This window comes from Streptomyces albus subsp. albus (assembly GCF_000719865.1).
Classification (GTDB): Bacteria; Actinomycetota; Actinomycetes; order Streptomycetales; family Streptomycetaceae; genus Streptomyces; species Streptomyces albus_E.
The window spans coordinates 164,574-188,875 of the sequence record NZ_JOID01000011.1 but is presented as its reverse complement, the minus strand read 5'-3'; the positions used below and the strand labels follow the sequence as shown (position 1 = coordinate 188,875).

General features: G+C 72.9%; 24 protein-coding genes. 10 read left to right on the top strand and 14 right to left on the bottom strand.

Annotated elements, in window-relative coordinates; all coding sequences use genetic code 11:
• From IF83_RS0113525 to IF83_RS0113500, 6 genes are all read left to right on the top strand, one after another.
• Complete coding sequence (locus tag IF83_RS0113525; protein ID WP_051722747.1) at positions 1 to 1,416, top strand: sulfate adenylyltransferase subunit 1; 1,416 nt, start codon at positions 1 to 3, stop codon at positions 1,414 to 1,416.
• Complete coding sequence (locus tag IF83_RS34080) at positions 1,404 to 1,541, top strand: hypothetical protein (protein ID WP_051722746.1); 138 nt, start codon at positions 1,404 to 1,406, stop codon at positions 1,539 to 1,541. The genes IF83_RS0113525 and IF83_RS34080 overlap by 13 nt, the downstream gene beginning before the upstream one ends.
• A 266-nt stretch (positions 1,542 to 1,807) precedes the next feature.
• Positions 1,808 to 2,860, top strand: a complete 1,053-nt coding sequence (locus IF83_RS0113515; RefSeq protein WP_051722756.1) for an ABC transporter substrate-binding protein — start codon at positions 1,808 to 1,810, stop codon at positions 2,858 to 2,860.
• A gap of 134 nt (positions 2,861 to 2,994) precedes the next feature.
• The gene (locus tag IF83_RS0113510; RefSeq protein WP_030544393.1) at positions 2,995 to 3,783 is read left to right on the top strand and encodes an ABC transporter ATP-binding protein; all 789 of its coding nucleotides are present in this window, start codon (positions 2,995 to 2,997) and stop codon (positions 3,781 to 3,783) included.
• The gene (locus tag IF83_RS0113505; protein ID WP_030544392.1) at positions 3,770 to 4,732 is read left to right on the top strand and encodes an ABC transporter permease; all 963 of its coding nucleotides are present in this window, start codon (positions 3,770 to 3,772) and stop codon (positions 4,730 to 4,732) included. The genes IF83_RS0113510 and IF83_RS0113505 overlap by 14 nt, the downstream gene beginning before the upstream one ends.
• Before the next feature lie 16 nt (positions 4,733 to 4,748).
• On the top strand, positions 4,749 to 5,573 hold the full coding sequence (locus IF83_RS0113500) for a sirohydrochlorin chelatase (protein ID WP_078843451.1): 825 nt from the start codon (positions 4,749 to 4,751) through the stop codon (positions 5,571 to 5,573).
• Between the two features lie 36 nt (positions 5,574 to 5,609).
• On the opposite strand, the gene IF83_RS30235 is transcribed toward IF83_RS0113500, so the two are convergent.
• The 4 genes from IF83_RS30235 to IF83_RS0113480 all read right to left on the bottom strand — a co-directional run bounded on the left by IF83_RS30235 (position 5,610) and on the right by IF83_RS0113480 (position 7,539).
• Complete coding sequence (locus tag IF83_RS30235; RefSeq protein ID WP_208605878.1) at positions 5,610 to 6,032, bottom strand: hypothetical protein; 423 nt, start codon at positions 6,030 to 6,032, stop codon at positions 5,610 to 5,612.
• A gap of 189 nt (positions 6,033 to 6,221) precedes the next feature.
• Positions 6,222 to 6,419: a DUF397 domain-containing protein gene (locus tag IF83_RS0113490; protein WP_244177051.1), complete on the bottom strand. Its 198-nt coding sequence runs from the start codon at positions 6,417 to 6,419 to the stop codon at positions 6,222 to 6,224.
• A gap of 50 nt (positions 6,420 to 6,469) precedes the next feature.
• A complete protein-coding gene (locus IF83_RS0113485; protein WP_347877102.1) occupies positions 6,470 to 6,667 on the bottom strand; it encodes a DUF397 domain-containing protein in 198 nt (65 codons plus the stop codon).
• A 17-nt stretch (positions 6,668 to 6,684) separates the two neighbouring features.
• Positions 6,685 to 7,539 carry a helix-turn-helix domain-containing protein gene (locus IF83_RS0113480; protein WP_030544388.1) on the bottom strand — a complete coding sequence of 285 codons (855 nt, stop codon included), beginning with the start codon at positions 7,537 to 7,539 and terminating at the stop codon, positions 6,685 to 6,687.
• A gap of 174 nt (positions 7,540 to 7,713) precedes the next feature.
• Here IF83_RS0113480 and IF83_RS0113470 point away from each other — a divergent pair, with 174 nt between their 5' ends.
• Together IF83_RS0113470 and IF83_RS0113465 are read left to right on the top strand one after the other, a co-directional pair.
• On the top strand, positions 7,714 to 8,193 hold the full coding sequence (locus IF83_RS0113470; RefSeq protein WP_030544387.1) for an ATP-binding protein: 480 nt from the start codon (positions 7,714 to 7,716) through the stop codon (positions 8,191 to 8,193).
• Between the two features lie 60 nt (positions 8,194 to 8,253).
• On the top strand, positions 8,254 to 8,946 hold the full coding sequence (locus tag IF83_RS0113465; RefSeq protein ID WP_030544386.1) for an alpha/beta fold hydrolase: 693 nt from the start codon (positions 8,254 to 8,256) through the stop codon (positions 8,944 to 8,946).
• Positions 8,947 to 9,230: 284 nt separating this feature from the next.
• Here the strand turns inward: IF83_RS0113465 and IF83_RS0113460 are convergent, their stop codons facing one another.
• Positions 9,231 to 9,890: a DUF998 domain-containing protein gene (locus IF83_RS0113460; protein ID WP_158711044.1), complete on the bottom strand. Its 660-nt coding sequence runs from the start codon at positions 9,888 to 9,890 to the stop codon at positions 9,231 to 9,233.
• 382 nt (positions 9,891 to 10,272) lie between these two features.
• Between IF83_RS0113460 and IF83_RS0113455 the strand changes: the two genes are divergently transcribed.
• The gene (locus tag IF83_RS0113455; RefSeq protein ID WP_030544384.1) at positions 10,273 to 11,046 is read left to right on the top strand and encodes a GNAT family N-acetyltransferase; all 774 of its coding nucleotides are present in this window, start codon (positions 10,273 to 10,275) and stop codon (positions 11,044 to 11,046) included.
• 199 nt (positions 11,047 to 11,245) lie between these two features.
• Here IF83_RS0113455 and IF83_RS0113450 read toward each other — a convergent pair whose 3' ends face one another.
• The 7 genes from IF83_RS0113450 to IF83_RS0113410 all read right to left on the bottom strand — a co-directional run bounded on the left by IF83_RS0113450 (position 11,246) and on the right by IF83_RS0113410 (position 20,340).
• Positions 11,246 to 11,707 (bottom strand): pyridoxamine 5'-phosphate oxidase family protein, encoded by a 462-nt coding sequence (locus IF83_RS0113450; protein WP_030544383.1) that lies wholly within the window; start codon positions 11,705 to 11,707, stop codon positions 11,246 to 11,248.
• A gap of 320 nt (positions 11,708 to 12,027) precedes the next feature.
• Entirely contained in the window at positions 12,028 to 12,765 is a 738-nt protein-coding gene (locus IF83_RS0113440; RefSeq protein ID WP_030544382.1) for a Clp protease N-terminal domain-containing protein, read from the bottom strand.
• A 297-nt stretch (positions 12,766 to 13,062) separates the two neighbouring features.
• On the bottom strand, positions 13,063 to 14,283 hold the full coding sequence (locus IF83_RS0113435; RefSeq protein ID WP_030544381.1) for a S8 family peptidase: 1,221 nt from the start codon (positions 14,281 to 14,283) through the stop codon (positions 13,063 to 13,065).
• A 559-nt stretch (positions 14,284 to 14,842) separates the two neighbouring features.
• Positions 14,843 to 15,394, bottom strand: a complete 552-nt coding sequence (locus IF83_RS0113430) for a DUF1697 domain-containing protein (protein WP_030544380.1) — start codon at positions 15,392 to 15,394, stop codon at positions 14,843 to 14,845.
• Positions 15,395 to 15,793: 399 nt separating this feature from the next.
• A complete protein-coding gene (locus tag IF83_RS0113425; protein ID WP_030544379.1) occupies positions 15,794 to 17,008 on the bottom strand; it encodes a S8 family peptidase in 1,215 nt (404 codons plus the stop codon).
• A 776-nt stretch (positions 17,009 to 17,784) separates the two neighbouring features.
• Positions 17,785 to 18,957 (bottom strand): CDP-alcohol phosphatidyltransferase family protein, encoded by a 1,173-nt coding sequence (locus IF83_RS0113415; protein WP_051722744.1) that lies wholly within the window; start codon positions 18,955 to 18,957, stop codon positions 17,785 to 17,787.
• A gap of 177 nt (positions 18,958 to 19,134) precedes the next feature.
• On the bottom strand, positions 19,135 to 20,340 hold the full coding sequence (locus IF83_RS0113410; protein WP_030544377.1) for a macrolide family glycosyltransferase: 1,206 nt from the start codon (positions 20,338 to 20,340) through the stop codon (positions 19,135 to 19,137).
• Positions 20,341 to 20,851: 511 nt separating this feature from the next.
• Between IF83_RS0113410 and IF83_RS0113400 the strand changes: the two genes are divergently transcribed.
• Positions 20,852 to 21,760, top strand: coding sequence for a phosphotransferase enzyme family protein (locus tag IF83_RS0113400; protein WP_244177049.1), 909 nt, complete (start codon positions 20,852 to 20,854; stop codon positions 21,758 to 21,760).
• A 59-nt stretch (positions 21,761 to 21,819) separates the two neighbouring features.
• On the opposite strand, the gene IF83_RS0113395 is transcribed toward IF83_RS0113400, so the two are convergent.
• A complete protein-coding gene (locus IF83_RS0113395) occupies positions 21,820 to 22,590 on the bottom strand; it encodes a 3'-5' exonuclease (protein ID WP_051722743.1) in 771 nt (256 codons plus the stop codon).
• Positions 22,591 to 22,729: 139 nt separating this feature from the next.
• Complete coding sequence (locus IF83_RS0113390) at positions 22,730 to 23,968, bottom strand: SAV2148 family HEPN domain-containing protein (RefSeq protein WP_030544374.1); 1,239 nt, start codon at positions 23,966 to 23,968, stop codon at positions 22,730 to 22,732.
• Between the last annotated feature and the right edge of the window lie 334 nt (positions 23,969 to 24,302).

The following is a 24,302-nucleotide window of genomic DNA, read 5'->3' as shown; positions in this document are numbered from 1 at the left end:
ATGAGCAGCACCGACACACCCGCCACCCCGGCCGCCGCCGAGAGCCCGGCCACCGACGAGAACCTGACCGCCGGCGAGGCCGCCACGCTGCTGCGGTTCGCCACCGCCGGCAGCGTCGACGACGGCAAGTCCACCCTGGTGGGCCGGCTCCTGCACGACTCCAAGTCCGTCCTGGCCGACCAGCTGGAGGCCGTGGAGCACGCCTCCCGCAGCCGCGGCCAGGAGGCCCCCGACCTCGCCCTGCTGACGGACGGGCTGCGGGCGGAGCGCGAGCAGGGCATCACCATCGACGTGGCCTACCGCTACTTCGCCACCCCGCGCCGCCGGTTCATCCTCGCCGACACCCCCGGCCATGTTCAGTACACGCGCAACATGGTCACCGGGGCGTCCACGGCCGAGCTGGCCGTCGTGCTCGTCGACGCCCGCAACGGCGTGGTGGAGCAGACCCGCCGGCATGCCGCCGTCGCCGCGCTGCTGCGCGTGCCGCACGTCGTCCTGGCCGTCAACAAGATGGACCTCGTCGGCTACGAGGAGGCCGTGTTCGCCCGCATCGCCGAGGAGTTCACGGCCTACGCGGCCGCACTCGGCGTCCCGGAGATCACCGCGATCCCGATCTCCGCGCTGGCCGGCGACAACGTGGTGACGCCCTCCGCCACCATGGACTGGTACGGCGGCCCGACCGTCCTGGAGCACCTGGAGACGGTGCCCGTCAGCGAGGACCCGTCCGGCGACCCGGTGCGCTTCCCCGTCCAGTACGTCATCCGCCCGCAGACCCCCGAACACCCCGACTACCGGGGCTACGCGGGCCAGCTGGCCTCCGGCGTGCTGCGCGTGGGCGACCCGGTGACCGTGCTGCCGTCCGGCCGCACCAGCACCGTCACGGCCATCGACACCCTCGGGGAGAACGTGGACGCGGCCTGGTCGCCGCAGTCCGTCACCGTCCTCCTCGCGGACGACCTGGACATCTCGCGCGGCGACATCATCGTCACCACCGCGACCGCCCCCGGCGTCACCCAGGACGTCGAGGCGACCGCCTGCCATCTGCACGACCGGCCGCTGGCCGTCGGCGACCGGGTGCTGCTCAAGCACACCACCCGCACCGTCAAGGCGATCGTCAAGGACATCCCGTCCCGGTTGGCGCTCAGCGAGCCCGACGAGCACGGCGGCCTCGCGCGGCACCCGGCGCCGGGCGAGCTGGCCGCCAACGACATCGGCCGGATCGTGCTGCGCACCTCCGAGCCGCTCGCCCTCGACGCGTACGCCGACTCGCGCCGCACCGGATCGTTCCTCCTGATCGACCCGGCGGACGGCACGACGCTGACGGCGGGCATGGCGGGCGACGCGTTCCCCGAGTCCGCGCACACCGCCGCGCGGGCGGGGGACGGCGCGGCCGCCGATGACGGATGGGACTTCTGACCGTGACCACCGCGGCGCGTCCCGCCACCGAGAGCTGGTCGACCTTCGCGAAGGAGGGCGGCCGGGTCGGCAGCGGCGCCCTCGGCAGTGGGGAGGGCGGCGTCGGGCGATGTGCCCGCGGCTGAGCGGCTGACCCGCCGCGCCGCGTCGTCACGCGCCCGCGCCGTCACGCGCCGCACCGCACCGTCCCGTTTCCGCCGTCCCGTTTCCGCCGCCCCGCCGGGCGCGCCACCACCCCGCACCGAGCCCGGCCGCCCACCGAGAGGACACCCCTCCCGTGCCTGCCGACCGCCCCGCCCCGCCCCGGGGGCCGCGCCGCCGCACCCGCCGGCGGCAGCGCCCCCGGCACCGGTACGCCACCGCGGCCGTCGCCGCCGCGCTCGCCGCGCTGATGGCCGTCGCGCTCGGCGCCTGCGGCTACGGCTCCCGGGCCGAGGCCGGCGGCGTCGCGAAGGTGCAGCCGCGCGGTGAGCGCACCGGCGGGCTGGACGAGATCCGGCTCGGCTACTTCGCGAACGTCACCCACGCCACCGCGCTCGTCGGTGACCGGGAGGGCTTCTTCCAGCGGGAGCTGGGCGGGACGAGGGTGACCTCACAGGTGTTCGGCGCGGGCCCGTCCGCCGTCGAGGCGCTCAACGCGGGCTCCGTGGACATCGCCTGGCTCGGCCCCTCGCCCGCCGTCAACGGCTACACCAGGGCCGGCGGCCGGAACCTCCGGATCATCTCCGGCTCGGCCTCCGGCGGAGTCTCCCTCGTCGCGCACCCCGACCGGGTGAGCGGCCTCGGCGACCTGCGCGGCAAGCGGATCGCCACCCCGCAGCTCGGCAACACCCAGGATGTCGCCCTGCTCAACTACCTCTCCGGGAAGGGCTACCGGGTCGACCCGGACAGCGGCGAGGGCGAGGTGACCGTGCTGCGCGTCGACAACAAGGAGACCCCGGCCTTCTTCCAGCGCGGTGACGTGGACGCGGCCTGGGTGCCGGAGCCGACCGCCTCGCAGCTCGTCGCCCAGGGCGGCAGGGTCCTGCTGGACGAGCGGGAGCTGTGGGAGGACGGCCGGCACGTCATCACCACCATGGTCGTCTCGCAGCGGTTCCTGGCGAAGCACCCGGAGGCGGTGGAGGCCGCGCTGCGCGGCTCGGTGAAGACGAACGCCTGGATCAGGAGCCACCCGGAGGAGGCCAAGGCCGCGCTCAACACCGCGCTGGAGCGGCAGGGCGGCAAGGCCCTGCCGCCCGATGTGCTCGACCCGGCGTTCGAGCACATCGAGGTGCTCGACGATCCGCTCGCCGCCACCCTGGCCCGCCAGGCCGAACACGCCGTGCGGGCCGGGCTGCTGGAGAAGCCCGATCTGCGGGGCCTGTACGACCTGAGGCTCCTCAACGAGGTGCTGGCGGAACGGGGCGCGCGGAAGGTCTCCGCCGCCGGCCTGGGCACCGGCTGAGCGGCCCGGGCCCGGACCCACAGCCAGCAGCCCGCACAGTCCCGAACCGCCGACGCGGCGCGGTCCACCGCAGCACCGGCCGCCCCAGCACCGCCCACCGCAGCGACGAACCCGTCCCCCCGGAGGTGACACCGATGGCCACCGCACTCCTCGCGCCGCACACCGAGGCCCCGGCCGACCACGCCGTACGGCTCGATCACGTGTCCAAGTCGTTCGGCCGCGGCAGCGGCCGCCAGCCGGTCCTGGACGACATCAGTCTCGATGTGGCGAACGGCGAGTTCGTCTGTCTGCTGGGCGCGTCGGGCTGCGGGAAGTCCACGCTGCTCAACCTGGTGGCGGGCCTCGACAAGCCCACCTCCGGGGAGATCGGCGTCCCGCACGGCCGGCCCGCCCTGATGTTCCAGGAGCACGCCCTGTTCCCCTGGCTCACCGCCGGGCGCAACATCGAACTGGCCCTGCGCCTGCGGGGCGTGCCCAAGGCGGACCGCCGCCCGGAGGCCGAGCGGCTGCTGGAGCTGGTCCGGCTGAAGGGCGCGTACGGCAAGCGGGTGCACGAGCTGTCCGGCGGCATGCGGCAGCGGGTGGCGCTGGCCCGGGCGCTGGCGCAGGACAGCAATCTGCTGCTGATGGACGAGCCGTTCGCCGCTCTCGACGCCATCACCCGCGATGTGCTGCACGAGGAGCTGACCCGGATCTGGAGCGAGACGAACCTCTCCGTCCTCTTCGTCACCCACAACGTGCGCGAGGCGGTCCGGCTCGCGCAGCGCGTGGTGCTGCTGTCCTCCCGCCCCGGCCGGATCGCCCGGGAGTGGCGGGTGGACATCCCGCAGCCGCGCCGCATCGAGGACGCGGGCGTGGCCCGGCTCTCCGTGGAGATCACCGAACAGCTGCGGGGGGAGATCCGCCGGCATGGCCAGCACTGACACCCGGGGCGGCGGAGACGGCACCGGTGGTGACGCTTCGTCCGCGTCGCCCTCCACCACCACCGGGAACGGCTCACCGAACGACTCACCGAGCGACCTGGAGGGGCTGGAGGCCGGGCTCGACGCCCTGGAGACGCACACCGCGTCCCGGGTGCCGCTCGGCCGGCTGCTGCTCGACAAGGTGCTGCCGCCGGTCGTCGCGATCGTGACCGTGCTGGCGCTGTGGCAGCTCGCGTACGCCCTGGAGATCAAGCCGCACTACCAGCTGCCCGGCCCGCTGGACGTCTGGAACGCCCTGGCCGCGGAGTGGTACAAGGGCACGATCCTCGGCGTGGTGTGGAACAGCGTCTCCCGGGGCGCGCTGGGCTTCGCCGCCTCGCTGGCCATCGGCACCCCGCTGGGCCTGCTCGTCGCCCGGGTGAAGCCGGTGCGGGCGGCGATCGGCCCGATCCTGTCCGGGCTGCAGTCGCTGCCGTCGGTCGCCTGGGTGCCGGCGGCCATCATCTGGTTCGGCCTCTCGGACGCCACGATCTACGCGGTGGTGCTGCTCGGCGCCGTCCCGTCGATCGCCAACGGCCTGGTCGCGGGCGTCGACCGGATCCCGCCGCTGTATCTGCGGGCGGGCCAGGTCATCGGCGCGGGCGGGCTCCGGGGCATACGGCATGTGCTGCTGCCCGCCGCGATGCCCGGCTACATCTCCGGCCTCAAGCAGGGCTGGGCGTTCTCCTGGCGCGCGCTGATGGCGGCCGAACTGATCGCCAGGTCACCGGAGTTGGGCGTCGGCCTGGGACAGCTCCTGGAAACGGGCCGGATCTACCAGGACATGCCGCTGGTGCTCGGCGCCATCACCCTCATCCTCGTCGTCGGCATCGGCATCGAACTGCTCGTCTTCGCGCCCGTCGAACGCCGCGTGCTGCGCAGCCGCGGCCTCATCGCCGGCGCCCGCTGAACGGACCCCCGCCACCATGACCCCACAGCCGCCGCCCCCGCGCACCGTCCCGCGCGCCGTCCCGGGCACCGCTCCCGCCGCGCCCGTCCTCCTGATCACCGCCCACGGCAGCCGCGACCCGCGCCACGCCGCGACGGTCACCGCGCTCGCCGAACGCGTCCGCGCCCTGCGGCCGGGCCTGCGCGTCGAGACGGGCTACCTGGACTTCTGCGCCCCGAGCGTCCCGCGGCTGCTGGACCGGCTGGAGGCGGAGGGAGTCCGGGAGGTCGTCGCCCTGCCGCTCCTGCTCACCCGGGCGTTCCACGCCAAGTCCGACATCCCGGGGGTGCTCGGCGAGGCCCGCGCCCGGCTGCCCCGCCTGACGATCACCCAGGCAGACGTCCTGGGCCCGTCCCCGCTCCTCCTCGACACCCTCGAACAGCGCCTGTACGAAGCGGGACTGGACCCGGACGACCGCGCGTCGACCGGGATCGTCCTGGCCTCGGCGGGCTCCTCCGACCCGGAGGCGATCGCAGTGATCGCAGAAACCGCGCGGGAGTGGCGGCGCACCGGTTGGTGCGCCGTGCGGCCTGCGTTCGCCTCCGCTTCCCTCCCCCGCACGGCGGACGCCGTCCGCGCCCTGCACGCGGAGGGCGCCCGCCGGGTGGCGGTGGCCCCGTACGTCATCGCCCCGGGCCGCCTCCCGGACCGCATCGCGGCGGGCGCCCGGGAGGCGGGCGCGGACGTCCTGGCCGGCGTTCTCGGCCCGGACGAGCGGCTGGCGCGCCTGCTCCTCACCCGCTACGACGCGTCCCGCGCGGCCCGCCCGGCTCTCCGCCCGCTCACGGCGGCGAGCGCCTGACCGCTCCGCTCCCCGAGGTGCCTCACCCCGTCCGCGCTACCCGCTCAGCGACGCCGCGAGGCGGACGGCGGTCTTCTCGCCCGCCCGTTGCTTGATCAGGCCTTCCTTGGCCGCCGCACGGAGTCTGACCGCCGAACCGCCCTCACCGCCCCGTGTCACCAGGGCGGTGACCACGACGGGATTCATCCCGCCGACGCCGGCGCCGGCGACGACCCGGATCGTCCACCGGTCCCCGCCGGGCTCGACGCGTGCGGGCTCAACGGCCGGCCCGGCTGCTCCGAGGACATCGGCGACACGCTTCACGGCGTCGTCGAAGGGCAGGGGGATGACCAGGTCGATCTCGTGGACGTTCTTCTTCAGCCGCTTGGCCACACGCCCGGTCAACCGGCCACTGGCTCCGACGGCCGTGCCCAGTGCCGCGATCTCTCCGGTCAGGATCTCGTCCTCACTCCGGTCCACAAGCCCCGCCCTTCGCCGTTGAACCACCCCTGCGATCAGCCACGGGCCCCGGCCGGTGGTGGTGGGCCCGCCGGTCACCGCCGCGGCCCGCCCACCGGACCGTATCGCGGCAGACATCGGGGTGACGGCTGCGGGCTGTTCCGCACCCGCTCCCACACCCGCGGTTCCACCGGCAGGGCCGCCGCCGGCTCACATCTCCGAAGGGGCGAACGCGAACTCGCCCGCCTTGACGGCACGGATGAGGGCGCGAAGCGTGTCGGGGGTGATCCTGAGAACAGCCTCTGGTCCGTCGCTCTCCCGTAACCGGAGCGTGCCGTCGGGCGCGGAGGCAACGTAGAGGCAAGAGGAGGCCTGCTCGCTGAATGAGGACTTCTGCCAACTGAGCACCTGATGTTCCTCCGTCTGCATGTGTCGACGAATTCCGCCCGCTGGGCGCCCTACGACACTGGGTGCCCTGCCTCGAACTGCCCAGCCTTCACCCCTCGTATGAGCGCGCGCAACGCGCCCGGGGTGGTGCGGATGACGGCCTCCGGCTCGTCACTCTCCCGCAGTCGGAGCGTGCCATCGGGCGCGGAGGCAACGTAGACGCAGGAGGACGCTTCCTGGCTGAAGCTGGATTTCTGCCAGTTGAGCACAGACACAGTGAGTCCTTTCACAGGTCGCGGACAAGGCGGTGCAGGAAGTCCCTGGAGGCCGCCGGACTGAGAGCAGCATTCTCCATACGGTCCAGCACCAGGCGATACCTATCCAACCGAGTCTGCGCATCCACGAGTTCCACCCCGTGTTCGGTGTCGATCTGCACTGTGTCGAGTTGCCTCACCGGCCCGCTGAAGTAGTCGATGCCCTGACCCGAACAGGGAAAGGGAGCCCCGCCGAATGGAATCACCATGACAGTGATGTCCTCCCTTTCACTCATGTCGATGAGGTGCTGGATCTGTGCTCTGCTGGTCGCGGCACCGCCGAACTGCATGCGCAGAGCCGCTTCGTGGATGACAGCGGTGTACGGCACCGGCCGGTCCCGGTGGAGAACCACTTGGCGCTTCACGCGATGAGACAGCCGGAATTCCAGCTCGTGCGGAAGCAGCGCCGGTACCACCTGTCCGAACAGAGCCCGAGCTTGGTCGATCGTCTGGAGAAGCCCAGGAATGTGGACAACTTGAGCCACCCGGATGGCCGTCGCGTGATGCTCGAGTTCCGAAAGATCCAGCAAGCCTTGCGACAGAGTCTCGCGGTGCTCTTCCCACCACCCGCGCCTGCGGTCACCGGTCATGCCCACGAGCGCGTCGACCAAGGCCTCGTCCGTGCAGCCGTAGTTGCGGGCAAGGGCCCGCACGCGGTCGCCGCTCACGCCGTACCGGCCGGCTTCGATCCCGCTGAGCCGCGACTGCGGCACGCCCAGCCGCGCGGCTGCTTCCGTCGCGGAAAGTTCGGTGCGCTCGCGCAGTCTCCGCAACTCCGCGCCCAGGCGCCTGCGCCGAACCGTCGGAACGGCGTTCGTGGCAGACATTGACTCTCTCCTCGCTCGTACAGCAGAACGCCCGGTCACCAGATCGGTGGTTCATGGTCTTATGACGCCGTTCTCCATGGGAATTAGACCATGTTGGGCGCTACGGTCAGAGCCGGCAGTTCCCCGGCCCACGCCACCGCGCGGTCCGACTCCACGACCTCCCAGGAGAAAACGATGCTCACCGTAGCCCCGGACTGGGCGTACGCCCTCCAACTTCCCCACGATCCCCGCGCCCCGCGTATCGCCCGTACAACCTTGCGAGCCGTGCTCGACGGACACGGCCTGAACGACCTGGCGGACACGGCCGAACTCCTGGCGTCCGAGATGGTCACCAACGCCTACCGGCACACCGGCGGGCCGTCGTCCATGCGCCTGCGCGGGCTGCCCGACGGGCGACCGCGGATCGCCGTCTGGGACACCGACCCCACCATTCCGCCGCCCTTCGACAAGCCCCCGTGCCCCGGAGCCGGAGCCGGAGCGGACGTGGTGGAGGCGGAGGCCGAGCACGGCCGTGGGCTGCACCTCGTCAGGCTCTGGGCGGACAACTGGGGCAGTTGCCTGCTCGGCGACGGCGACCACCCGTGGCCCGGGCCGCGCGGCAAGCTCCTCTGGATCGAACTCGTCCGGCGCGAACGCTTCACCATGGCCGCGTGAACTCCCCACCGGGACCCGGGCATCGGCATCAATGTCAGACCCTCTCGCTACCTTGCCGCCATGACCGAATACGTACTGACGGCAGGCGCGTGGCTCGGAGCGTGGGCGTGGGACGACGTGGTCCCGGAGCTGCGGGCGGCCGGGCACGGCGTGCATCCCCTGACGCTGTCCGGCCTCGCCGAGAGGAGAGACGCACCCGCCGGGCAGCAAACACATGTCCAGGACATCGTCGGGGAGATCGAGCGCCGGGACCTGCGCGATGTCGTGCTGGTCGGGCACAGCTACTCGGGCATCCCGGCCGGCCAGGCCGCCGAGCGGATCGGGGACCGGCTGACCCGGGTGGTCTTCGTGGACTCCGATGTCCCGGCCGACAGCGAGTCGTTCTTCTCCCCTGGGTCGGACGGCAGGGCGGCGATCGCCGCGAACGGGGGCTTCTGGCCGGTCCCGGACGCGGACGAGTTCGCGGACCAGGGGCTCGGCGCCGAGCAGATCGCCCGCATCACGGCCGAGGGGACCCCGCACCCGGGCGCCACGCTCACCGAACCGGCGGTGCTGACCCGCCCGCTCGGCGAACTCCCCGCGACGTACATCAAGTGCCTGCTCGACTGGCCCGAGCCGAGCCCCGATGTGGCCGAACTGCTGAAGAGCGACCGGTGGCGGCTGGCCACGATGGACACCGGCCACTGGCCCATGCTCTCCCAGCCGCGCGAACTGGCCCGGATACTCCTCGACGCGGCGGGGCCCGGCGACTGAGGAGGAGTGGACGATCACGCACGCTGCGACGACCAGTACGGCTGCCCCCGCTCATACCGGCCGAGGCCGACCACGTGGCCAAGGGCGGCTCCGCGCCGGCCTTGCCACGAGGTGCGCGGTTCACGGCAGTGGCAGCGCCGGCCCTTGCGAAGTCGCCGGGTTCCGGGCCCGCCTCGGCCACCACGGCGCCGTCGGGTGACCAGATGCCGGAGCGCCCGGCGGTCCGGCCGTAGCAACCGCCTGTGGGGTCGGCGAAGCTCGCCATCGCGACCCAGACACCGTGCTCAATGGCGACGCGACGAGCCCGCTCGCCGTGCAGGGCCGCCTCGTCCTCCGAGTGCACGATCCCGGCGACGTTCAGAACGGAGGAGGCCGCGAACGCCGACAGCCAGCGCCCAGAACAGGAGGGGAAAAGCGGCGACCCGTTCCATGCCTCCCATGCCGAGACCGACGTAGTGACGGGAGAGAAACAGCCCGAAAGCCGTGAACGCTGTGATGCCCAGCAGGCTGGTGCCCCACCGCAGTGGGGCCGGAACGTGTTCCGCCAGGCCGAGCCCCGAGAGGACGAGACCTATGTTGCCCGCTGCCATTATGAGAAGGGCGCCCAAGACATGCTGGTTCTCATTGACGTCCGCCGGTGCCAGCCCGACCAGCACGAATCCCACGCCGGCACCGGCCAGCAGAAGACGTGCTGCGGCAGCGGCCGGGCCTCTGCGCCACAGGAGACCACCGGTCAGGGCGGCGCCAACCACGAGCAGCATTCCCAGGACGATGAACGAAACATTCATCAGGTCGTGCTCCGGGGAACAGATGTACCGCGGCTCAGGCTCTGGCTGCAGGGCGCAGTGAGCGTTACCCAAGTCGCTGATGTTGTTGCGTGCCCAGCTGTACGGTCTCGCCCAAGCCGATTCGGCAATCCCGTGGATGACGAAGAACTGCACCACGCCCGCGATCCATGCCGAGTACCCGATCCGGACTCTCACCTGTCCACCTTCCGTCACGCGAATCCCGTGCGAGCAGCCGATCACGCGGCGCCGGACTCAGGCACTCCGACAAGCCTCCGGGAACAGGGTGGGGCAACCCCAACTCGCTTGGAGAACAGGAGCTCGCGGAACGGGACTCAGGACCGGGCTCAAGAAGTCCCCTCACGGCCACCGGCCACTGGCCCACGTCCTCCCAGCCGCGCGAACCGGCCCGGCTACTCCTCGACGCGGCGGAGGCCGGCGACTGAGTCGGAGAAGGGCTGCCCACTCACCGTGACCGGGCGGAGCACAGCCCCGTCGATATTGACTTGGCCGCTCCGCCCCACGGTGCTGGGATGACCGGATGGACACCGACGCGGTACTCGCCCTGTACGACGACCAGATGCGCCGGCGTGCGCCCGCCGACTCGCCCGGGGCCCGGGTCGAGCGGGTCGGTGACGTGGTGCGGCAGCTCGGGGCGGGAGACGACTGGAGCTGCGTGCTCTGGTCGGACCTCGGCGCCGGCTCCGCGGACGCGGCAATCGCCGGGCAGATCCGCCATTTCGCCTCGCTGGGGCGGGAGTTCGAGTGGAAGCTGTACGGCCACGACCGGCCCGCCGATCTCGGCGAGCGGCTCCGGGCGGCCGGGCTGGTTCCAGAGCCGGAGGAGACCCTGATGGTCGCCACGGCACACGAGTTGAGCACCGCCGTCGAACTGCCCGAGGGGCTGGCTCTGCGGCCGGTGACCGACCCGGACGGGGTGGAGCTGATGGTACGGGTCCACGAAGAGGTGTTCGGGCCGGGCCGGTCGCTGCGGCGGCAGCTGACCGCACAGCTCGCGGAACGGCCGGAGACCGTGGCGATGACCGTCGTCATGGCCGGTGACCTGCCCGTCTCATCGGCGCGTCTGGAGATGTACCCGGGCACGGACTTCGCCGGGCTGTGGGGCGGCGGCACCCTGCCCGCCTGGCGGGGCCGGGGGGTCTACCGGGCCCTGGTAGCGCACCGTGCCCGGATCGCCGCCGAACGCGGCTACCGCTACCTCCAGGTGGACGCCTCCGACCAGAGCCGCCCGATCCTGCACCGCCTCGGCTTCACGGCCCTCAGCACGACCACCCCGTACATCTTCCGGCCCTGACGGACAGCGGCCCGGTGCGGCGCTCGCGCGACTGGTCAGGCGCGGCTCGGGCTCCGGACACTGCCGGTCAACAGAGCGGGTGGCTCCGATGGCACCGGTAAGGTTCGGCCCATCCGTGAACTCGGCGGTCCCGTCGCTCAATGCCCGCGGGTTGGCCGCCGCGGCCACCGGCCGCGGGTCAGCAGGAGGCCCGGGACTCTCAGCCGCCCACGGTCCACTGCCCGTCGCGCATGAGGTCACGCCTCTTGAGTTCGTTGGCCTCACGCCAGGCCTGCAGCCGGTCCGGTGTGACCCGGTAGTAGAGGTAGGCCCCGGCTGCCTCGCGCGGATCGAAGCCCGTTCTGGCGGCAAAGGCTTCGCCCAAGCCCTTCGGCAGTTCGCCGGCCGTCAGTGCGTCCACCGTTCCCTCGATCAGCACGACATCCCGAGTCGGCCCGATACCCAGGCGGACCCTGCCCGTGGAGCGCAGATTGCGGCCGGTCGGACTCGACGCCGGGGTGGCCAGCCACAGGGAGGTGCCGTCCCAGAGGAAGGAGAGCGGAACCAGGTACGGAGTGCCCGTCTCCGGGTCGGCCGTGGCCACCCAGGCGTCAATGTCCTGGTCGAGCCGCTTCAGCACGTCGAGTCTGCGTTGATCCGGGGGCCGGGCGGGCGCGGTCATCTCGTTGGGCCTCCTCGTACGGCCTGCTTGTGACGGGACGGCGGAAGGCCGCTGTGCCGACGCCGGAGCGAGTCCGTCATGGGGCGGCCGCCCTCCGGCCGTCCACTCTCTCCCGGCAGGCGCCGGAACGGCAAGAAGACGCAGGCGGACCCGTCAACTTGACTCCTGCTCGGCACCTTTGGAGCCATGCCCCGTTCACGGACGGTCGCGTCGAGGTGCGGCTTCAGCTCGTTGACGAGTGCGCTCGGCCGGGTGCGGCCGGGAGTGGCACCGCCCGCCGGGACTTCCCGCCTGCTCCAGCGGGCGGCTCCCGCTCCCGGTCAGTCCGTCGAACGGGCCGTCAGGGCGGCGATCTTCTCGGCGATCCATGTCTCCGCGGCCGCCTTGTCGATCCCCAGTCCGGTGAGCGGGCCCGTGCCGTCCTCGGACTCCAGCAGGGCGAGCAGGATGTGCTCGGTGCCGATGTAGTTGTGGCCGAGGCGGAGCGCCTGGCGGTAGGTCAGTTCGAGGGCTTTGCGCGCTTCCGCGTCGTACGGGATCAGCTCGGGGACCTGTCCGGCGGCCGGCGGGAGGGCCTCCGTCGCATCCCGCCGTACGGCGTCCAGCCCTACGCCCTGGTCACTGATCGCCAGCGCGCCGATCCCTTCGGGCTCCGCCAGCAGGCCCAGGACGAGATGGGCGGGGGCGATGGTGTCGTTGCCGGCCGCGCGGGCCTCGTTCTGGGAGGCCATCACCACGTTCTTGGCGCGCGGGGTGAAGCGGCTGAAGCCCTGGCTCGGGTCGAGATCCTGGGACTCCCCCGTCCCCTTCGGGACGAAGCGCTTCTGTGCGGCCTGCCGTGTCACGCCCATGCTGCGGCCGATGTCCGTCCAGGAGGCGCCCGAGCGGCGCGCCTGGTCCACGAAGTGGCCGATCAGGTGGTCGGCCACGTCTCCGAGGTGGTCTCCGGCGACGACCGCGTCGGTGAGCTGTTCCAGCACATCGGAGTGGGTCTTCTTGATCGCGTCGATGAGGTCGTCGAGCCGGACCGGGTTCGTCATGCGCACGGGTTCCGTCATGAGGCAACCGTAGGTTGACAGTCGGTGAATGTCAACCTTGAGTTGACAGTCGGGAGCGGTTCGCCGCACATTGGCGGCCAGGACGATCTGAGCTGTCAACTCCCCCTCGGCGCGGCCGGGTTGGTGACGGCGCTCGGCGCGGCCCAAGCGCAGGGCCTGACGGCCGGAACGACCGAACTCCCCGCACATGAGCCCGGCCGCCACCCCTCGCGGGAGGAGGTGACGGCCGGGCTCCGGCGGCGGCCCGCCGCGCCGGCCCTGGAGCGGTCCCGGGCCGGCAGGGGTGGGGGCGGGCGGCTACTCGACGACCTTCAGCAGCCGGTTCGGGGTGGAACCGGTCGCGTTGGTGATCGCTCCGGCGGTGGCACCGCCGGTCAGGGCACTGGCGACCTGGGCCGGGGTGGCGCCGGTGTGGCGGCCCAGGTAGACGGCGGCGGCACCGGCGACGTGCGGGCTGGCCATGGACGTACCGGAGATGGTGTTGGTGGAGGTGTCGCTGCTCCGCCAGGCCGAGGTGATGGAGGAACCGGGCGCGTAGATGTCCACCACACTGCCGTAGTTGGAGTAGTACGGCTCCGAGTCGCTGCTGGTGCTGGCGGCGACGGTGATCGCCTCCTGGACCCGCGCCGGGGAGTAATTGGCGGCGTTGGCCGCCGAGTTGCCCGCGGCGACGGCGAAGGTGACGCCCGAGGCGATCGCGGAGCGCACGGCCGCGTCCAGGGCCGCGTCGGCACCGCCGCCGAGGCTCATGTTCGCCACGGACGGGCCGGAGGCGTTCCGCTGGACCCAGTCGATGCCTGCGACGACACCGGCGGTGGTGCCGGAGCCGTTGTTGTCGAGCACGCGGACGGCGACGATCTTCGCCTTCTTGGCGACACCGTGCGCCGCACCGGCGACGGTGCCCGCCACATGGGTGCCGTGCCCGTGGCCGTCGGTGGCGGAGTTGTCGCCGTCGATGGCGTCGTAGCCGAGGCTGGCGCGGCCGCCGAAGTCCTGGTGGGTGACGCGGACACCGGTATCGATGACGTAGACGGTCACGCCCTCCCCGGCGCTGTCCGGATAGTTGTAGACGCCGTCCCGCGAACGGGAAGTCTGGTCGATCCGGTCCAGTCCCCAGGACGGCGGGTTGGCCTGGGAGCCGGTGATGCGGAAGGTCTTGTTCTGCACCACCTTGTCGACGGCCGGGTCGGCCGCGAGGCGTCTCGCCTCGGTCTCGCTGAGGCCGGTGGCGGAGAAGCCGTCCAGGGCGGTGTAGTTGTGGTCGAGCTTGCCGCCGTAGGTCTTGGCCAGCTCCTTCTTGCCGGTGGCCTTCAGGGTCTTGGCGGCGGCACCGTCCTTCAGGAGGACTACGTAGCTGCCGTCGATGGCGGTCTTGGCGCCGGCGCCGTAGATCTTGCCCTCGGCCGGGGCGGGGGCGGCACCGGCGGGGACGGCCGCGAGGCCGGTGCCCACGACGGCCGCGGCGGCGGATATCGCGATGGTGAGGCGGCGCAGAGCGGAACGCGAACGAGTTGCCATGAGGGATCTCCTCGTGCACTGAGTGGGGGTGTGCGGGGGCGGAACGTCGCGGCGGGCCGTGGGGTCGAGGCCCGCTCCGATGAGTCAGCACGGTGACTGATTGACGCGCCCACATCAATACGTTCGCTCAACGGTGTGACATGGGTTACACCGTCCGGTAATCGCGAATATCCGCGCGACGGGCGGAAACCGGCCACGGGGGCAGTGGCTGATGTGACGTCACCGGCCGGGCCTGCGGCCGCCCCCGGCCATGACGGCGGAAGGCGAGGACTTCACGGGGGACACCCTCTGGACAGTCTCGGGGCCGTGGGCATGGGGCCTGCGCCCGGCGGAGCGGTCCGGAAGACTCCGCGTCGGGGCGGCAGGGCCCAGGGTGACAGGGCTTCAGACCGGTCCGGGGACGCGGAACGCGCTGCCTGCCGGGTCGGCCGGAATCCGCCATCGCAAGCCACCCCGGCTCGCGCCGACGGGCGTCGCGCCGAGCCCCTTCAAGCGCGCGGCCAACACCGCCGAAAGGCGGCCGGGGTGGTGGAGAGTGCGCTGTGCGCGCCGGTCCCCGTCAGCTCTCCGTCAGGGCCAGCAGTTTGGTGACGGTGTTCCAGTTGCGGGTCGTCGCCTCGACGCCCAGCTTCCGCTTGTCCAGGAGCGGTGCGAGCTTGCTGCGTCCCTGGCCGTTCGGGAAGTACGCATAGAGCTCACGGCCGCCGTCCGCCAGGCGGTACTCGTCCGGGGCGTACAGCGCCGGGTCGACCGCGTCCAGCTGCTCCGGGTCCGCCCGGCCCGCCAGGAAGGTGACCGTGTGCTTCGCCGGGTCGGCGGCCGGATCCGGGAAGGGGTTGGCGTCCACGGCGGTGCGCAGTTCCTCGGCGGTGCGGACGACGACGGCGATCGGGAAGCCGAACCACTCGGCGAGGGCCCGTTCGAGCTCGGCGGCCAGACGGCCGGGGTCCCGGTGGTCCGGGGCGGCGAAGACCGCGTTGCCGCTCTGGAGGAGGGTGCGCACGTTTTCGTAGCCCAGGCCGGTCAGCACGGACCGCAGTTCGGCCATGGGGACCTTGTTGTTGCCGCCCACGTTGATGCCCCGCAGCAGGGCCGCGTATGTCGTCGTCACGGACGGCACGCTACCGGGCCGGGCGTCCCGGTCCGGGCGCCTTCGCGGGAGCGGCGCCCGGCGTCGCCGCCCGGACCGCGGACGCCTGCGGCGTCCACCCGCCGGGTCGACGGCGAGGCTTGCGCCCTGCCGTGTCCACGGCCGGAGTTGCGTCCTGCCACCTCACCGCCGGGGTTGCGCCGGTGCGCCCCGGCAGGCGGCACGGGCGCGGCGCATCGAGGGGCGGACGGCAGCCGGGGCGCACAAGCCCCGCGCCGCGCCGGGCCCCGCCCCACGCGGGCCGAACGCACATGAGCCCGGCCGCCTCCCCGCGCGGGCGGGAGGGCGGCCGGGCTCCGGCGCTGCGCACGCCGTCCGGCCCGGGGGCGGACCCGGGCCGGAGCCTGTGACGATCCGTGCCTACTCGACGATCTTGAGCAGCTTGTTCGGGGTGCCACCGGTCGCGTTCTTGATGGCACCCGAGGTGGCGCCGCCGGTCAGGGCCGAGGCGACCTGCGCCGGGCTGGCGGTGGTGTGGCCGCTCAGGTAGACGGCCGCGGCGCCCGCGACGTGCGGGGTGGCCATGGACGTACCGGAGATGGTGTTGGTGGCGCTGTCGCCGGTGTTCCAGGTCGAGGTGATGCTGGAGCCCGGCGCGTAGAGATCCACCACGCTGCCGAAGTTGGAGAAGGAGGACTGCTGGTCACCGCTGGTGCTGGAGGCGACGGTGATGGCCTCCGTGACGCGGGCCGGGGAACCGGTCGAGGCGTTCCTCGACTCGTTGCCCGCCGCGACGGCGAAGGTGACGCCCGAGGAGATCGCGGTGCGCACGGCCGCGTCCAGGGCCGCGTCGGCGCCGCCGCCGAGGCTCATGTTGGCCACGGAGGGACCCGAGGCGTTCTTGGCGACCCAGTCGATGCCGGCGACGACGCCCGCGGTGGTGCCGGAGCCGTTGTCGTCGAGCACGCGGACGGCGACGATCTTCGCCTTCTTGGCGACACCGTGCGAGGCGCCGGCGATGGTGCCGGCCACGTGGGTGCCGTGACCGTTGCCGTCGTCGGCCGAGTTGTCACCGTCGATGGCGTCGTAGCCGAGGCTGGCGCGGCCCTCGAAGTCCTGGTGGGTGACGCGGACACCGGTGTCGATGACGTACGCGGTGACGCCCTGGCCCGCGCTGTCCGGGTAGGTGTACGCGCCGTCGCCGGCGGTCGCGGTCTGGTCGATCCGGTCCAGGCCCCAGGACGGCGGGTTGTTCTGGGTGCCGGTGATGGTGAACTTCTGGTCCTGGACGACCTTGTCGACGGCCGGGTCGGCCGCGAGGCGCTTGGCCTCGGTCCGGGTGAGACCGGTGGCGGAGAAGCCCTCCAGCGCCGAGTAGTTGTGGTCGAGCTTGCCGCCGTACGTCTTGGCGAGGTCCTTCTTGCCGGTCGCCTTCAGGGTCTTGGCGGCGGCGCCGTCCTTGAGCAGGACGACGTAGCTGCCGCTGACGGCGTTCTCGGCGTCCGCGCCGTAGATCTTGCCCTCGGCGGGGGCCGCACCGGCCGGGAGGGCCAGGAGGGTGGTGCCCACGACCGCCGCGGCGGCGGTGATGGCGACGGTGAGGCGGCGCGTGCCGGAACGCGGGTGAGTAGCCATGAAGGGGGGTCTCCTCGTGCGCTGAGTGGGGGGACGTGGGGGAAGTGGGGGAAGTGGGAGATGACGCGACATCGCGGCGTGTCCGGTCCGTGGGGGCGACGGCAGTCCGCGTGCTCGACGTGATCGAAACCCTGACCGATTGACGCGCGCATTTCAATGTGTTCGCTCAGCGGTGTGACGTGGCTAACATCGTCTGGTTATCGCAAAGTCCGCCACAACGGGCGCAGTTGGGGCAAGGGCACCGGCACCCCTCCGCCGTGCACGGGGAGTTGACGGGCGTCCGGAGGACGGCGACGGAGCTCCGGCCGCCCTTGCGGCCGACGCCGTCCGCTGACCGGACGAGCCGGCCCGGGCCGCCGGAGGCTCGGCGGGCGCGTCGTCGCGGTCGGGCAGCCGACCGTACGCGGCCGCGCCCCAGGCCGGACGACGAGGCGGGCCGGACAGGCCGGGCGCGGCCCGCCGGCCGGACCGAGAGAGGGCCGACCGGCGGGCCGAAGAGGCGGACGGGCCGACGGAGTGCCGGCGGCCGAGGGAGGGCGGCCGGGCCGAGGCGGCGGAGGGCCGAGGGAGCGCCGGCGGCCGGGCGCAAGAGAGCCGTATATGCGGACGAGCCCGGGGCGGTGTGCCCCGGGCTCGTGCCCGTCGTGCGCGTCATGCGCATCGTGCCCGTCGTGCGCATCGTGCGCGTCGTGCCCGTCGTGCGCGGCGGGTGCCGCGTGCGGTGATGCCGCCGTTCCGCTCCCCGTGACCGGGGGGGACCGCCGGGCGGGCCCGGTTCAGGCCGCGGTCGTCGTCTCCCGCCGTTGCGCCGGAACCGCCGGAGCCGGCGTGACGGCGGCGGCCCCTTCGGCCCCGGTGACCTCGGTGGCCTGCGACGCGCCCGCCTCGTCGAAGGACTTGATGGTGCGGGTGAAGTCCCGCGTGGAGAGCAGCAGCTTGTAGATGATCGCCAGCTCGAAGACGAGCAGCAGCGCCCCGGCTCCGATGGTCACCGCGGCGACGGCGCCCACCGCCGGACCGATGATGAAGACGGCCATCTGGAATTCGATGCCGCTGACCAGGTGCGTGCGGATGCGATGGCGCAGCAGCAGGTTCCGGAACCGGCCGTACCAGGGGAAGCGGCTCTTGAACTCCTGGTGCAGGTCGATGACCGGCCCCTTCGGCCGGGCGCCGGAAGCGGGACCGGCCGTCCCCTCCGCCACGGCCCCGTCCGCCACGGCCCCCTCCGCCACGTCCCCGCCCACCAGGGAGTTCACCACGGCCGCGTCCACCACGGCGCCGTCCTCCGCGCCGGCGCCGTGGTGCGCGGGCACCGGGCCGTCGTCATCGGCGGCGGTGCGGTCCTCGTGGTCGAAGTCCGCCTCGGGGTTCTCGCGGAGCAGGTCCTCCATGAAGGAGACCCGCCGCTCGTCGTCCGCCCGCCGGGCCGCCCGGGCGCGGGCCTTGATCTGCTTGCGCATGCCGTGCCGGATCTTGAAGATCTGCAGCGCGTCGACGTACCGGAGCATGTCGAGGAAGACGACGGCGAGGGCCAGCCAGAGGAAGATCACGTCCCCGGTGCGGGAGTACTGGCCGCCCATCAGCGCGATGGCGCAGACCAGCACCCGCACCCGGTCGAAGACGTAGTCCAGCCAGGCGCCGAAGACGGTGCCGGTGCCGGTGAGCCGGGCCAGCTTCCCGTCCATGCAGTCCAGGATGAAGCTGAGGTGGTACAGGGCGGCGCCCACCAGCAGCCAGCCCCAGCTTCCGGTGGCGAAGCAGGCCGCCGCGCCGAGCCCGAGGAAGAGCGCGGCCCAGGTGATCTGGTTGGGAGTGATCCGGGTCCACATCGCCGTCCAGCGGACGAGCGGGGTGGCCAGCGGGTCCACGAGCAGCACCGTCCACCAGGCGTCGCGTTTCTTCTCGGTGGTGCGGCGTACCTCCGCGAGCGGAGGAATGTCTCTGCGCATGGTGAACTCTCTTGTCCGGGTGGGTGTTCACCTGACGTTAAGAATCCCGCCACCCAAAGAACAAGATGAGCGCCGTACAACCTTTACCCACCGGTAAGGGTCGTCTTGGGTGTCCTTGTCAATGGCTGCGTCAGGCTTCGCACGGCGGTGTATCCGCACGGAGCGGGTCGACGGCGGTCAGGAGCGGGCGGCGCCGGGGAGCTCCGCCTCGATGAGGTCGGCGGCCCGGGCCGTGCCGCCCTCGGCGGCCACTTCCCGCTGTACGGCCGCGCAGCGTTCCCGGACCGCGCGGTCGTCCGCGAGGGCGAGCACCTGCTCCCGCAGCCGTCCGGCGGTGGCTTCCTCCTTGGGCAGATGCCGGCCCACGCCGATCCGCTCGATCAGATCGGCGTTCATGAACTGGTCGGCCGCCTGCGGTACGGCGAGCAGGGGAACCCCGCAGGCCAGCCCTTCCTGGGAGCTGCCCATCCCGGCGTGGGTGACGAAGACGTCGGCCTGCCGGAGGACGGCGAGCTGCGGAATCCAGCGGTGCACTTCGATGTTGGCCGGCACCTCGCCCAGCTCGGCCTCGTCGGTGAACTTGCCGATCTGCAGGACGACGTGCCAGCCGTCCAGGCCGCCGAACGCCTCGACGCACCGGCGGTAGAAGGCGGGCTCCTTGGTGAAGGCCGAACCGAGCGAGATCAGCAGCACCTTCTCCGCGTCCGCCGGTCGCCGCCAGGTGCCCTGGTGGGACCGGTCCCCCAGACAGGGCCCGGTGAAGGTGTACACGGCGGGGTCCACGCGGTCCGCCTCGGGCTGCATCGCGCGCGGGATCAGGGCGATGCAGCGCCGGGGCCGGCCGATCAGCCGGTCGGGATCGGTGTGCGTCATGCCGTGCTCGTCGAGCCAGGCGCGGTACCGCGCGAAGTAGGCCCGGCCGCGCGGCGTCTCCCGCACCGGTGCCCACATCTGCTCGGCCACCTCCTCGTACCCCTCCCAGGCGACCATGCACGGGGAGAGCTGGACGGCGGGCACGCCCCAGCGGTGGGCGAGGACGGGTGCCGGGTAGGCCCCGATGTCGTGCAGCACCAGGTCCGGTTCGTCGCCGTCGTAGACGGCGAGCTGCTGCGGCAGCGCCTGGATCGCGTCGTGGAGGAACGGCTCCACGTTGTCCAGGAGTTCCGTGCCCCAGGCGTCCGGGTCCTCGTCCAGAGGGAGGGTGGAGGTGTAGGTGCGGGGCTCGGCCCCCGCACCGGCGACGAGGTCCGCGAAGGCGGGCGGGATGGCGTAGGTGACCCGGTGGCCGCGGGCGGCCAGTTCGCGGATGACCTCCAGGCTGGGGTTGACGTGGCCGTGGGCGGCGATGCCGAACATGGCGATATGGGCTGGTTCATGGCGCATGGACGCGAACTCCTCGGGCGATGGCGTACGGGGCCGGCCCGCGGGGGACACGGGATGGCGCGGGGGACGGTGGGCGACGGCCCGGGCCCGCTCGGCCGCGGACGCCGGGGACCGGCCGGGAGCCACCGTACGCGAGACGGCACGTATCGTTTAATGATTTACGCGCCCGGACGGCGGAAGGCGCGCGCCAGAGCGGCAGGCCCGGCCTTCGGGCGCACGAGCCGGCCCAGCGGCACCTGCGCGGCCAGGCCCTTCCTGAAGCCGGCGGCCTGCTTCGGATCGGGGGCGAGCCCCCGACAGGCCGGGGGTGTCGGCCGGGATCGGCCGGGATCGGCCGGGATCACCGTGCCACCCGACGCGGAACGCGGTGCCGGGCGGCCCCGGCACCGCGCCGGGCGGAACGCTCCGGCCCGCACCCCGCCCCCGGCGGCGCCGGGGCTCCCTCCGGAACTGGGAGAATGCCACCGCACAGCCGCACGATCGCACCACGACACCATCAGCGGAGGCCACAGTGCCGGAGGCAGCAGCGGGACCGGGAGCCGCGGCAGCGGTGTTCAGCGAGCACCGGGCACGGGAGGTGCTGGCCGCCGCCGGGCATCCCGGCGCGGCGGCCGACGCGCCGCTGATCGCCTTCGGCGAGAACGCCGTCCTGGCGCTGGGCGACGAGGGACCGGTCGTCAAGATCGGCCGCAGCCCCGAACTGCTCGACCGGGCGCGCCGCGAACTGGGTATCGCCCACTGGCTCGCCAAGCAGAACCTGCCGTCCGTGCGGCCCGCCGAGCCGGAGGCGCGGCTCGTGGACGGCCACCCGGTGACGTACTGGTACCGGCTGCCGGAGGCCGTCCGGCCCGCCCGGGCCGCCGACCTCGCGGAGCTGCTGAAGATGGTGCACGCCCTGCCCGATCCCCCCTTTCCCCTGCCGCGCCGTGATCTGCTGGGCGGCGTCGAGCGCTGGCTGCGGCTCGCGGGCGACGCGATCGACCCGGCCGACGCCGCCTATCTGCGGGAGCGCCGCGACCGGTTCGCGGAGGCCGCGGCCGGGCTGGTGCCCCGGCTGGCGCCCGGCCCGATCCACGGCGACGCGCTCCCCCGCAATGTGCACATCGGCCCGGACGGCCCCGTGCTCGTCGACCTGGAGACCTTCTCCCACGATCTGCGCGAGCACGACCTGGTGGTGATGGCCCTCTCCCGGGACCGCTACGGCCTCCCGGCCGAGGAGTACACGGCCTTCACCCGCGGCTACGGCTGGGATGTGCGGGAGTGGGACGGCTGCGCCCTGCTGCGCGGCGCCCGGGAGACGGCCAGCTGCGCCTGGGTCGCCCAGAGCGCACCGGGCAGCCCGGCGGCGCTGGCGGAGTTCCGCCGCCGGGTCGCCTCACTGCGCGAGGGCGACCAGGAGGTCCGCTGGCACCCCTTCTGACCGCACCGGGTGGTCCGCGGAAGCCGGACGGACGGCAGCCACCGGACGAATCGGGGGCGTCAGGCCCCCGCGCCGCCCGGCTTCGCGCCGCCGCCCGGTACGCGCCCGCCCACGCGCTCCCGCTGAGCGGGTATCAGCGGCCAGGCCCCCTCGACGTACGCCCGCGGATCGGAAGTCCGGCGCAGATAGCGCTGGAAGGAGGCCGCCTGGTCCGCCGCGGCCCGTATCTGGAGATCGTGGAGCGCCGCCGGTTCCAGGGAGCCGACCGAGGCGTGACGCCGGCCGATGCACGCGGCGACACCGGCGGCCGCGAAGGCGTCCGCCCCGGCGTCGTGAGCCCCCGTCAGCGGCACCGCGTAGTGCGCGCAGAGCGCCTGCAGGGTGCGCTTGCCCTTGCGGTAGCGGTCCACGTGCTTGTCGAGGACCAGCGGGTCGATCACCGGGCCCGGCTCGCGGCCGAGCCGGGCCGCGAGCGGGGGGATGCCGTGCCGCCGGCACTCCCGGTCCAGCAGGGAGAGGTCGTAGCGGGCGTTCATGACGGCCAGGGGCCGTCCCGAGCGCAGGACTTCGGCGACGGCCGCGACGATCTCCGCCACGCCCTCGGCGGCGGGCAGGCCGTGCCGCACGGCGCGTTCGGTGGTGATGCCGTGGATCGCGGCGGCCTCCTCGGGCACCGGGATGCCCGGGTCGAGCAGCCAGGTCCGCACCGGACCGGGCCGGCCGTCCGGCGTCAGCTCCGCGAGCGCCGCCGTCACGATGCGGTCCGTCTCGATGTCGGTGCCCGTCGTCTCCAGGTCGAACCCGATCAGCGCTTCCCGGTGCCACCCCATGACGGCTCTCCTTCTGTTGTGCGTCCCCCGATGTGCTCCACTCTCCCACCGGCCACTGACAACACGGCCGTGCGCGGGAGCGGTGCCGATGGCCGCGGGCCGGCCGGGGACGCGGCCGCCGGCGCGGCCGGCGCGGAGCTCAGGACACCGGCCGGGAGTCGGCCCAGGCGCTCTCGAACTCCTCGCGGTAGGTGTCGAACAGTCCGGCCTCCCGCTCCTTCCCGCCGTCCTCCCGCAGCGTCTGCCGCCGCCCACCGCGCAGCACGAACACGGGCGCCTCCATGCCCCGCGCGCGGCGCAGATAGGGCTGCACCACCGCCAGGCCGTCGGAGCCGTCGCCGTTGACGAGGTAGGCCGTGAAGCGCGGGGTCTCGTCGAACACGTTGATCTGGAAGGCGCCGGTGTCCCGCAGCCTCGCCCGCACCCGCCGCATGTGCAGGATGTTCATCTCGACGGAGCGGCTCAATTCGTTCTTCTTCAGGCCGAGTTCGCGCTCGCGGCGGCGCACGGCGCTGCTGGCCGGGTTGAGGAAGAGCAGGCGGGTGCGGCAGCCGGCCTCGGCGAGGCGCACGAGCCGCCGCCCGGAGTAGTTCTGCACGAGCAGGTTGAGCCCGATGCCGATCCCGTCGAGCCGGCGGGCGCCGCCGAAGAGGTCCTCGGCGGGCAGCTGCCGCTGCAGCCGGACCCGGTCCGGGTGGACGCCGACGACGTCCGCGTAGCGGTCGCCGACCAGGTCCTCCACGGCGTCGACGGGCAGCCGGTCGGAGGACGGGGCGCCGGCCCCGGTGCCCAGGATCCGCAGCAGCCGGGCGGAGGCCCGCTCGGCCTGCGCCAGGACGGCCTCGGACAGGGCCCGGTTGCGGGAGACGACGTTGCGCGCCACCTCCAGCTCGTCCAGGGCCAGTTCGAGATCGCGGCGGTCGTCCAGATACGGCTCGAAACACGGCCAGTGCTGCACCATCAGCTCGCGCAGCTGCGGCAGGGTCAGAAAGCTGAGGACGTTGTCGTCGGCCGGGTCGAGCAGATAGCCCTTCCGCCGGCTGACCTCGCGGACGGCGACGGCGCGCTGCACCCATTCGTGCCCCGCGGGGCCGGCGGCGGCCACCACCCACTCGTCGCCGTGCACCGGTTCGTAGATCGGCCGGAGGACCGCGGCGACGACCGCGCGCAGCCGCTGCTCGACCAGATTCAGCCATATGTAGGCCCGTCCGGCCCGGCGGGCGCGTGTCCGCACCTCGTTCCAGGCGTCGGGGCCCCAGTCCAGCTCCGCCCCGATCTCCATCGGCCGGGCCAGGGACACCGCGCCGGGAGGGACGTCCGCGGCGCCGCCGTCCTGACCACTGTCACCAGGTGGCAGCTCCAACCCGCCCGAGCTCACCTGCGCACCGCCTTCCGCCCCCGGGTCTTCGATCACCGGAGCCTACTGTGTGCGCGGGAGCCGGTGCACCCGGAACCCCGGTGGGAAGCGTGAGGGATCGATGACGGTCCGCCACGCCGGAGGACAACGGCGCGTCATGGACCCCGCTTGCCCGGCTGTCCTGGTTTTCCCCTGTAAAACAGCATAGGGAGCGGAACGCCCCGGCCGGAGGACGAGGAGAAACCGTTGGGAGGATGCCCCCTTTTCGCGAGAGTTCCGACGAAAGCGCCCCGGCGCACCGCTGGTTGGGCGAGGATTCCTCTCCTGCCGGGGTCATCCCGTCCCGCGGAGCCCG